Here is a 6,757-nt window from a genome sequence, read left to right as displayed (position 1 = left end):
TGATCCGCCGCTACATCATCTGGCGAAACCGCCATGCCGACGACCAGCACCTACAAGCCGTCATCGACAGGGCAAACGTTGCCTGAGGCGGCACTAGCGCTCGGGGCGGGGCACCCGACGAGCAGTGGCGTTACACAGACCCCCGGTGCGGACGGCTGACGAGCCTCTGAGCGCAGCCATCTCCTTCGGCCCGCGCACGAGCCGGCATGCCCCGGTGTCCTGGTCGACGAGGATGGGCCAGTTTCCCCCGACCCGGATCTGGCGCCCCTCTTCGTCCTTCACGGTGGGATACCAGGTGAAACCATAGATGCCCGTGACAGCTGGAGTCGCCCACAGGCCAATATCGAAGGTCCACTCCTCCCAGTGGTCGGTCAGGGTCCGGCCGAACTCCTCCGCGCGTCTCCGTGCTTCGTTCTCCTCCAAGAGATCCCCTTTCCGCACTCCAACACCTGGGAGAGCAGACTTACGGGACTGAGTCAGGCCACAGAAACGGGAGGAGCAATTGTCATTCCCGTGAATTGGTGCTGCCGCCTGGTTATGCGCTGAGGTGTTCGTGAAGCATCTGCCAGGCTCCGGCGTTGTTGACGAGCACGTTGGTGCCGCGGCCGCTTCCTGATCGCGGCTGGCCGTCGATGGTTCCGGTCCAGGTGAACCGGTAGCGGCATACCGCGTGGTGATCGCTGTGGGCGATCCACTCCAGATCGTCGATCTGGTAGATCTCGTCGCGGATGGTGGCGAAGGTCTCGGTGATGGCGGAGAGGACGGCTTCGCGGCCGCGGTGCGATCCGTCGGAGAACCAGTAGACGGCCTCGGGAGCGATCAGCGGGATGAGCTGGGCGATGTCGTGACTGTTGGTCGCCTTCTCGTAGGCGCGGATGAACTCGGTGCGCGGTGGAGTGGGTTCAGGCATTGACCGGTCCTTCTCTCCCTTTGGCGACGTGACAAGTAGCAGGCGCTGTCAGGCTGACGTGGCCTGTTCTCGCTCGACGAGGACGCCGTTCTCGAACGCGGCGCCCGCGCGGACCAGGGCGCCGAGGTGGCCTCCGTCCAGTCCCGCCACCCCCCCGGCAGCTGCGCCCTCCAGGGGGCGCCCTGGCACGAGTGCCCGGACCAGGCCCGGCGCGCGCCTGAAGGCAGGACAGCCCCAGGCGCTGGGCGAAGGAGCAGAGCCCCTGTCAGCTGCGTTGGCTCCCCCGCAACAGGGACAGGCTGGTCAGGCCTCAGATGTTCCCCTGCGCTGTCGGAGATGTTCCAACAGGCACCCTGCGAACCGCGCGATGCGCTAGACGGCCAGTCGTCCACCGCAAACCCGGCAACCTGTCAGGATGGGCTCGTCACAGGACCGTTCATCGCATGTCTGCGGAGGCGCAGCATCATGACCCGCTACTGCGTCGATCTCGACCGGCACGAGCTGATAGCGGCTTGGGGAACCGGCGAGGGCGAGCTCTCCACCCGCATCGCCGCTCTTCCAGCTGGCTCCGGTACCTCCCTGCTCCTTGGCTTGGCCCGTGCCCTCACTCAGCTCTCCGATGCCGCATGGCGCACCTATACGCACCCCGCCAGTGCCGCCGGCTCGCTGGAGCCCAATAGCGAGGGCTGGCGCCGCGAACATGAACGGAAGCGTTTCAGCGAGGTCGTCGACGCGATCACCCAACCGCATCTGCCCAGCGGTGGCACGGTGATCGTCTCCTACAGCCATATCCTCGAATCTGCCCACCGTGTCGGACGCGCCCTGCACCGCCTGGATGTCCCACAGCTCGTGAAGGCAGTTCTTGCCGAAGCCGCTGCCGAACTCGCTGCCGTAGAGAGCGCCGAACTCGGCGACATGAGCGGCCGCGCCCAGCAGGCTGTTCTCCTCAGCCGCGAGGATGCCTCACCCGCCCAGGTCGCCGCCGCCGACCACTTCCTCCAGGTCGACCCCTTCGGCCCCACCGAACTCTTCTCCGTCATCGACCCGACCGCGGCCGCCGTCGCGGCGGCCCACTGGCTCGCCGCAGCAGCCGAAGTCGCCGCCGCATCTTCCGGACAAGACCGCACCCGCGTGGTCCTCGAAGCCGACGACATCGAGGCCCTCCCCCACGCGACCCCCACTCTCGTCCTCGAGCTCATCGATGACGGCGCCAGCCCGCGCGACGCTGTCACCGGTCTCGTCCGCCACGCCATGCACATCGCCGACGGCGTGCTCCCTGACCCGGCCGCCCTGCGCGAGCAACTCGACGACCTGGAGGAAACAGTCGCCGAGTACACCGGCGACGATGAGCCCGACCTAACCGACGTCGCCCTGCGCCTCACACCGCTCGACCCGTCGCGCCCCGCGCGCGACCTCCTCGAAGACCTCCTCACGGGCATCTACGGCTGCTGGCTCCTCCACAGCGAGTACGCCGGTTTCGGCGAGGCTCCCGCCTCCGAGGACGCCGAGGAATGGGGCGATAAGCAGGAGGAACAACACCAGACACGCAGCCGCGAGCGCTTCGCCCAGCTCGTCCGTGAAGCCCCTGCCCGCGACCACGACCGGCTCATCTGACTCCACCCGGACGGGCACTCGCCGCTTCTCTCCCGGCGTCGCTCCCCAGGGGGCTTGTCGGCGGTTCAGCACGGCGTACGACGGATGGGACGGCTAGCACGTCGCAGCCGTCCGCCTACGGAGTAGGCAAGCAGTTCGCGCAGATGCACGTGAAGGGACAGCGCCTGCACGCCCAGTGGGCCACGCAGAACTACAGGCCTCGGACCCCGGCCGGGACCGCTGCGCAACCGTACCTTTCATCCACGCTGTTCGTTGAAGGGAGCGGGTCGCTGTGCGACGGGCGGCCCGTGACCGGCTTTGCTGGGACGGCCGAGATACGCTCTGTGTAATCGCCTGTGGCCACCTGCTTCCGCTTCAGCCGGCGTCGGGTCACGAGGCCGGCGCGGGAGACACGTAATGCGCCCTTCCAACCAGGCACGTGCCAATGAGGCCAGACGCCGTCAGGCGGAGACCGGGGAGAGCTACGCTTCTGCCCTCGCCTCGGTCCGGCGTGATCGCTTGCGAGCCGCACGCCCTGGCTGACCACAAACGCTGGAAGCAACTAGCCCGCTGGACCCACACCGACGCGACCGCCTGCCTGACACCCACCGCGCCATCGCCGGCCTCGTCTCCGACCACACCGTCACCGCCTGAAAACAGGCCACGACCAGGCCAGATACACCTCATCCGCTATCACGCACTAACTCGTAAGAAATCATCTCATTTGGTCAGTGAGCGGTAGCGAATGAAGGCGAGCGACGCTGGGCAACAGCGGGCCGTACCGGCACCCCAGTCGCCCGCCGGTTATGACGTGCTCCTGGTTGGATGGCAACGTGGACGAGGTAATCGAGTGGACCGACCGCGGCATCGTGAACGGTGGTGTCGTTGAACAGGGATTTAGTTTGGCCCGAGATGCTGGCGTCGTTCCTGGGGTGCTCTGGTTATCGCCATCGCCTATCTCGTCACCTCCTCCACTGGTCCTGCTGGGGCACGGGGGCAGCGGGCACAAGAGAAGCGAGCGCATCGGTAGTCTGGCTTGCTGGTTCGCGTCCCATGCTGGCCTTGCCGCACTGGCGATCGACGGGCCCTACCACGGCGATCGAGTCCCAGGCCCCATCCCGGCCGCGGAGTATCAGGCCCGCATCGCCGAAGAGGGGATCGACGTCGTCCTCGATCGAATGGCGGACGACTGGAAGGCCACTGTGAGCGCCCTCGGGGCCTTGGGCATCGCGGACACTGACAGCGTCGCCTACCTGGGAATGTCCATGGGAACACGGTTCGGCATCCCCCTGGCGGCCGGCCTGGGCGACCAACTCCGCTGCGTAGTCCTCGGCAAGTTCGGCCTCCGGCAAGGACCAGCCCTGCACAAGGGCCTGGAAGCGCCGAAACGCACCGTGATGGACGCCCGACGGATCACCGCTCCAGCCCTGTTTCACGTTCAATGGCACGACGAGATCTTCCCCAGGGACGGCCAGTTGGCCCTCTTCGACGCACTAGGGTCGCAGGACAAGCATCTTGTCAGCTACGCCGGTCCCCACGCCGAAACAAAGCCCGTTGCCATAGCCTTCTGGCGCGATTTTGTGTCCCGCTACCTGGCATCTCACGTCGGTCGGTGAGTCGGCGATAGCAGACACCTCACGTTGCCAACGCGTCAAGTCCTGCGGGGGCACCTTGGGTTCCAGACGCACCGCCTTCAATGTGCCCGAATGACCGCTTCCTTGCGCAGCGCTGCGTCCGTCGCGGGCTTGGACATCGCCTTGCCGATGACACCTGCAGCGGCTGTCACGATCTCCGCCGGCATTCGTTCGCCCGAACTCCGCTTTCCTGCAGTTCCCTTGAACGACATTACCGATTCGCCCCAGGCTTTGTGCCGGTTCGTCGATTCCCGCGTCAGCCGTCCGGCAGCGTCCTCGCCGTGCACGCGGCGCAGACCACTCCGGCGGGTGGTCCAACACCCAGGCTCGCGACAAAGGTCTCTGCCCGAGGTCGCAGCGCTCTTAGGATCAGTATGAGGATGCGCTCCCCTACCGGTCTCCGAACGTATGTAGAATCCGCTGTGTACGGGCACCTGCTCCGGAGGTCACCGAGGGTCCTCCCCGCACACGCGGGGGTCGCTCCCATGGATCCGGCGTCGCAGGACGACACCGAGTGTCCTCCCCGCACACGCGGGGGTCGCTCCGCGCCGACGCATACGAGCGCCTGTTGCATGATGTCCTCCCCACGCACGTGGGGGTCTCCCCGCCATGAGGGAGGCACCTGCGTTGTGCCCCGCAGAGCTGGCCCTGAAGCTACTGCGCCCAGCTACTGACCTTTTCGAGGGGTTAGCGTGCGTCGGGGCACTACCAGTTCGGTTCGCTATCGGCGCGCGATGATGCTGCTGGCCTCCGCTGGCGGGAACCGGGAACCGTTGATCGTCCAGTTGGTCCAGGCCGACAAGGGCAGCGCGGCGACAGCCCTATGGAACACCTCGCAGAGGCAAGGGGGTCAGTTGACCGGCAGTTCGTAGTTCTCCCGTCGGGAGGCTGTGCCGAGCAATATACGTGCGACGTCTTCCAGTGATCCGAGCAGCGGGTTGGGGTCGTCAGCGCGCGTGACGAGCACGACCTCGCAGGGATCGATGTCGATGACGGGCACCAGGGCGATGTCCTCGCGCACAGCAGCGCGTCGATCGCCGGCAGGGAAGATCGCGACACAGTGGCCGGTGGCGACGAGCTCCAGCTTGTCCTCGTAGCTGTCGTCGATCGCGGGCTGAGGTGGTGCCGGGCGGTCGCCGACCGGCTTGGGCGTGCTCCAGACAACCGGAGTGCTGACGCAGGCCACCAGTTCCTCGTCCGACAGAGCCCGCAGGCTGACTGCTGCCTCGTTCGCCAGAGGATGACTCACCGACGTGACGAGCACCCGCGACTCCTCATGGAGCTTGGTCACCCGGAAGCCGTCCGTGGGCAAGGGCAGGGGCCTGTACGCGACGAGGGCGTCGACCCGCCCCTCGGCGAGAGCGCGCGTGTCCCGCCAGTCGAGGTGCCGGGTGCGGACCTGGCCGTCGGGGTGCCGGCGGCGCAGTTCCTGCACACAGGCGGTGATGATCAGTCCTTCGGCGTAGCCGACGGTGATGGTACGGGGCTGGACGGCGGCTCTGGCCGTGTGAGCGGCTTGCTCGGCCTCCTGGAGCAGCATCCGGGCCCTGGGAAGGAAGGCCTGGCCGGCGTCGGTGAGGCTGCTGCCCTGCCGCGAGCGGTCAAAAAGCCGGACACCGAGCTGAGCCTCCAGTCGCTGGATCTGGCGGCTCAACGACGGCTGCGCCAGGTGCAGACTGGTGGCGGCCCGGCCGAAGTTGCCGTACTCCGCCACGACCGTGAAATAGCGCACCAGCCGCAGATCAACGTCCATCCGCCCAGGGTACGTCGCGCGCCGCCATACGCCTGGGACATGACGGCATACGGAACAGGTCTTGGACATGGTGTGCGGGTGGATATTTGACTGGAGGGCATGACCACTTATGACGGCAAGAAGATCGTGATCACGGGCGGAAGCAGCGGTATTGGCCTGACTACGGCCCGGTTGTTCGCGGACGGCGGGGCGCACGTACTGATCACCGGACGCACCAGATCCACCCTGGACGCCGCGTTGGAGCAGTTGGGGAACAAAGCGATCGCCATCCGTAGCGACGCCGCGTCCCTCAAAGACATCAAGGCGCTGGCCGGCACGGTCCAGGAGCGGTTCGGCGCGGTGGACGCTCTGTTCGTCAACGCCGGCGTCACCGCATCCGCGCCGTTCGACTCGACGACGGAGGAGATGTACGACGAGCTGTTCGACATCAACGCCAAGGGCCCGTACTTCACAGTGCAGGCATTGGCGCCGCTGTTGCGCGAGGGAAGCGGCGTGGTCCTCACCACGTCGGTGGTGAACGTCCTGGGCCTCGACGCGCTCAGTGTCTACTCGGCGAGCAAAGCAGCCCTGCGGTCGATGACGCGCACCCTGGCCCGCGAGCTGCTTCCGCGCAAGGTGCGCGTCAATGCCGTGAGCCCCGGCCCGGTCGACTCGGGCATCCTGGACCGCTCCATGCTGCCCGCCGACGTCGTCGAGGCGACGAAGGACACCTACCGGAGCACCAACCCGATGCAGCGGCTGGGGACATCCGAGGAAGTGGCCGCCGCGGTGGCGTACTTGGCATTCGATGCGACCTTCTCGACGGGAACGGAGTTGCCTGTCGACGGAGGGGCTTCGCAACTCTAGGTGCTCGGACGCATAGGTTCG

Annotated in this window: 7 protein-coding genes and 2 pseudogenes; 5 read left to right on the top strand and 4 right to left on the bottom strand. The window is 66.8% G+C overall.

What is annotated here, in order from left to right; genetic code table 11:
* Positions 1 to 93 precede the first annotated feature (93 nt).
* A complete protein-coding gene (locus ADL25_RS37765) occupies positions 94 to 423 on the bottom strand; it encodes a hypothetical protein (protein ID WP_159045095.1) in 330 nt (109 codons plus the stop codon).
* A 112-nt stretch (positions 424 to 535) separates the two neighbouring features.
* Positions 536 to 910 carry a YybH family protein gene (locus ADL25_RS37760; RefSeq protein ID WP_059132443.1) on the bottom strand — a complete coding sequence of 125 codons (375 nt, stop codon included), beginning with the start codon at positions 908 to 910 and terminating at the stop codon, positions 536 to 538.
* Positions 911 to 1,375: 465 nt separating this feature from the next.
* Here ADL25_RS37760 and ADL25_RS37755 point away from each other — a divergent pair, with 465 nt between their 5' ends.
* From ADL25_RS37755 to ADL25_RS48590, 3 genes and pseudogenes are all read left to right on the top strand, one after another.
* On the top strand, positions 1,376 to 2,524 hold the full coding sequence (locus tag ADL25_RS37755; protein WP_059132442.1) for a hypothetical protein: 1,149 nt from the start codon (positions 1,376 to 1,378) through the stop codon (positions 2,522 to 2,524).
* Positions 2,525 to 3,032: 508 nt separating this feature from the next.
* Positions 3,033 to 3,157, top strand: a pseudogene (locus tag ADL25_RS52000) (transposase); the annotation flags it as partial.
* Positions 3,158 to 3,336: 179 nt separating this feature from the next.
* Positions 3,337 to 4,119 carry a dienelactone hydrolase family protein gene (locus tag ADL25_RS48590; protein ID WP_159045094.1) on the top strand — a complete coding sequence of 261 codons (783 nt, stop codon included), beginning with the start codon at positions 3,337 to 3,339 and terminating at the stop codon, positions 4,117 to 4,119.
* Between the two features lie 77 nt (positions 4,120 to 4,196).
* On the opposite strand, the gene ADL25_RS49405 is transcribed toward ADL25_RS48590, so the two are convergent.
* A complete protein-coding gene (locus ADL25_RS49405) occupies positions 4,197 to 4,424 on the bottom strand; it encodes a hypothetical protein (RefSeq protein ID WP_159045093.1) in 228 nt (75 codons plus the stop codon).
* 405 nt (positions 4,425 to 4,829) lie between these two features.
* Here ADL25_RS49405 and ADL25_RS51105 point away from each other — a divergent pair.
* Positions 4,830 to 4,940: pseudogene (locus ADL25_RS51105) on the top strand (IS630 family transposase); the annotation flags it as partial.
* Positions 4,941 to 4,987: 47 nt separating this feature from the next.
* Here ADL25_RS51105 and ADL25_RS37740 read toward each other — a convergent pair.
* Positions 4,988 to 5,890: a LysR family transcriptional regulator gene (locus ADL25_RS37740; RefSeq protein WP_059132439.1), complete on the bottom strand. Its 903-nt coding sequence runs from the start codon at positions 5,888 to 5,890 to the stop codon at positions 4,988 to 4,990.
* Between the two features lie 99 nt (positions 5,891 to 5,989).
* On the opposite strand from ADL25_RS37740, the gene ADL25_RS37735 reads away from it, so the two are divergent.
* The gene (locus tag ADL25_RS37735; protein ID WP_059132438.1) at positions 5,990 to 6,736 is read left to right on the top strand and encodes an SDR family oxidoreductase; all 747 of its coding nucleotides are present in this window, start codon (positions 5,990 to 5,992) and stop codon (positions 6,734 to 6,736) included.
* Positions 6,737 to 6,757: the final 21 nt, after the last annotated feature.

The sequence above is a fragment of the Streptomyces sp. NRRL F-5122 genome, from assembly GCF_001507435.1.
GTDB classification, from domain to species: domain Bacteria; phylum Actinomycetota; class Actinomycetes; order Streptomycetales; family Streptomycetaceae; genus Streptomyces; species Streptomyces lannensis.
The sequence above is the reverse complement of the archived record's forward strand: the minus strand, read 5'-3'. Positions and strand labels throughout refer to the sequence as shown.